Source organism: Citrobacter cronae (genome assembly GCF_016893685.1).
Classification (GTDB): domain Bacteria; phylum Pseudomonadota; class Gammaproteobacteria; order Enterobacterales; family Enterobacteriaceae; genus Citrobacter; species Citrobacter werkmanii.
In genome coordinates this window covers 3304682-3306871 of the sequence record NZ_CP069763.1, presented here as the reverse complement: position 1 = coordinate 3306871, position 2190 = coordinate 3304682, and the positions used below count along the sequence as shown (strand labels likewise).

Here is a 2190-nt window from a genome sequence, read left to right as displayed (position 1 = left end):
CACTTCCGCCGATGAACCAAGTACTTTGTCGCCCACCCGCAACGAATAGGACAGCCCTTTTATTGGGACATTCAATGCGCCCCGGATATGCACTCCACTTATTGTGATAATGATACTACTTGTTTGAAAATGAGTTTGGTAAAGCAGAACAGGTATCTCATTCACCGTGTTTTGCGCAGGGGCCAGCAGCAAGTTTGTATCAGGTATGACGGTATTTGCTTCAGCAGGATCCGATTACCAGGCAGTGAGGTGCACCAAACCTTCCCTTGCCGAATAATAATCAACGTTCGTAGATGAGGCCGAAGCGCGGCTTCAGTTCCGAGCTGATATTGACTCTCCAGATCGCATTTCTTCTCAGCGATGCGCTTAGCTGTGCCCGTTGCCTGGAAAGCTTCATTAAGTATGTTGTCCATATTTTTCGCAGCATATCTAGCGCCCCCCAAAGCTTCCATCGATGAGGAATACCAAAGTTGCATATTGAGAATAAAAACGCCGATTACGAACAGACATATCGCAGCAAATATCGGTAACAGTGCTTTGCGCATTCTTATATCCTGTGGCGAAAAATGAACACGTTAAAGCAGGCATTGACTGGGTCAAGTTTGTCTCTACAGAGCATGGTAGACAGCAACATAAATCGCCATGGAACCAATCACATTTTTTAAATCACATCATAACGTATTGATTAATAGTAAATAATCATTGAACATTTTCAGTGCAATACCAGTATTGCACCACATTTAATTTGCTATCATATGTAGGCATAACGAGGAGGTGAGCCTATGAAAATTTTTATTACTGACGATGGCGGAAAGCTGATCCCTGTCGATGGAAAAAGCGTCGTCATCGAACTTAATAATGGCAAAACGATTGAGATAGCCGAGGAATACGGCAGAGACGACATTCCTGAAGGGATCAATCTTTGGGGAGGACGGGAACCGTCTCCTTCACTTCCTTTTGAGGAAATCAAAGCCAGAACTGAAAGCCTCGGCGTTTACCCATTAGCAGCCAATGCTCTACACGTTTTCCCGTACAAAATCTCGTCGAAAAATGAATCCTGACAAACTCGCAGTGAACACAGCAATCAACTATCCGATCGTGTTACCCGAAGCAGACATAACAAAACCCTAATCTCTTAATGAAAATAAGGATTTGTTAAGCTTAATACGATACGGTTGTGGTGGCGTATCATTCGAGGAAAAATAATGAACAGATTCTCAAGACTTCAGATTCGCTTRCACTGGYTAACYCTGRTRTTAATMGCGATAACCTATGCMGCWATGGARYTTCGYGGYTGGTTTCCCAAAGGCAGTACCCTCTATCTGTTGATGAAAGAAACACACTATAATTCAGGGGTATTTGTCTGGTGTTTAATGATAATACGTTTAATTCTCAAACATAAGTATGACGATCCAGCGATCGTACCTACGCCACCCCAGTGGCAGAGGATATCAGCCAAATTAATGCATATCATGCTCTATGTCTCTTTTCTGGCTCTACCGTTATTAGGTATCTTGACGATGGCTTACGGCGGAAAGAGTTGGTATTTTTTAGGGCTAAACATTCCCGCTTTCTTTCATAGCAACGGTGAAATAAAGGCCGTCGTAAAAACTATTCATGAAACTTTGGCAAATGTAGGGTATTTCCTGATTGCAGCCCATGCTGGCGCGGCATTATTTCACCACGCCATACAGAAGGACAATACCCTGTTGCGAATGATGCCTGAGCATAAACACCTGAAATGATAATCTTAGAAACATAGGCACTAAAACACCAAGAAAGCATTAGTTTATTTATTAGTCATCATAATGCTTATGTTTCTTTCTCTCTCCTCATTACATTATCATCACCAGGCGACGTCAATTCGTATTGACGTCGCCCCTTGTATATCAGATAAAAACACAGTATAAGTACTGTATGTTTATACAGATAAAGGAAAGTAACAATGTTCGTGGAACTCGTTTATGACAAAAGGAATTTTGATGGTCTGCCAGGCGCAAAAGAGATCATTCTGGGCGAATTGAGAAAGAGAGTGCAGCGGATCTTTCCAGATGCTGATGTCCGGGTTAAACCGATGCTGACTCTCCCAGCGATCAACACTGACGCCAATAAGCACGAGAAAGAACAGATTAGTCGCACTGTTCAGGAAATGTTTGAAGAAGCCGATATGTGGCTGCTTTCAGATTAAAT

General features: G+C 42.6%; 3 protein-coding genes and 1 pseudogene. 3 read left to right on the top strand and 1 reads right to left on the bottom strand.

Annotated elements, in window-relative coordinates; all coding sequences use genetic code 11:
* Positions 1–545, bottom strand: a pseudogene (locus JSN25_RS14285) (CSS-motif domain-containing protein); the annotation flags it as partial.
* 237 nt (positions 546–782) lie between these two features.
* On the opposite strand from JSN25_RS14285, the gene JSN25_RS14280 reads away from it, so the two are divergent.
* From JSN25_RS14280 to JSN25_RS14270, 3 genes are all read left to right on the top strand, one after another.
* Positions 783–1061, top strand: coding sequence for a hypothetical protein (locus JSN25_RS14280; protein ID WP_204525043.1), 279 nt, complete (start codon positions 783–785; stop codon positions 1059–1061).
* A 144-nt stretch (positions 1062–1205) separates the two neighbouring features.
* Positions 1206–1745: a cytochrome b gene (locus JSN25_RS14275; RefSeq protein ID WP_204525042.1), complete on the top strand. Its 540-nt coding sequence runs from the start codon at positions 1206–1208 to the stop codon at positions 1743–1745.
* A 200-nt stretch (positions 1746–1945) separates the two neighbouring features.
* The gene (locus JSN25_RS14270) at positions 1946–2188 is read left to right on the top strand and encodes a DinI-like family protein (protein WP_087857716.1); all 243 of its coding nucleotides are present in this window, start codon (positions 1946–1948) and stop codon (positions 2186–2188) included.
* The last annotated feature ends 2 nt before the right edge of the window (positions 2189–2190 follow it).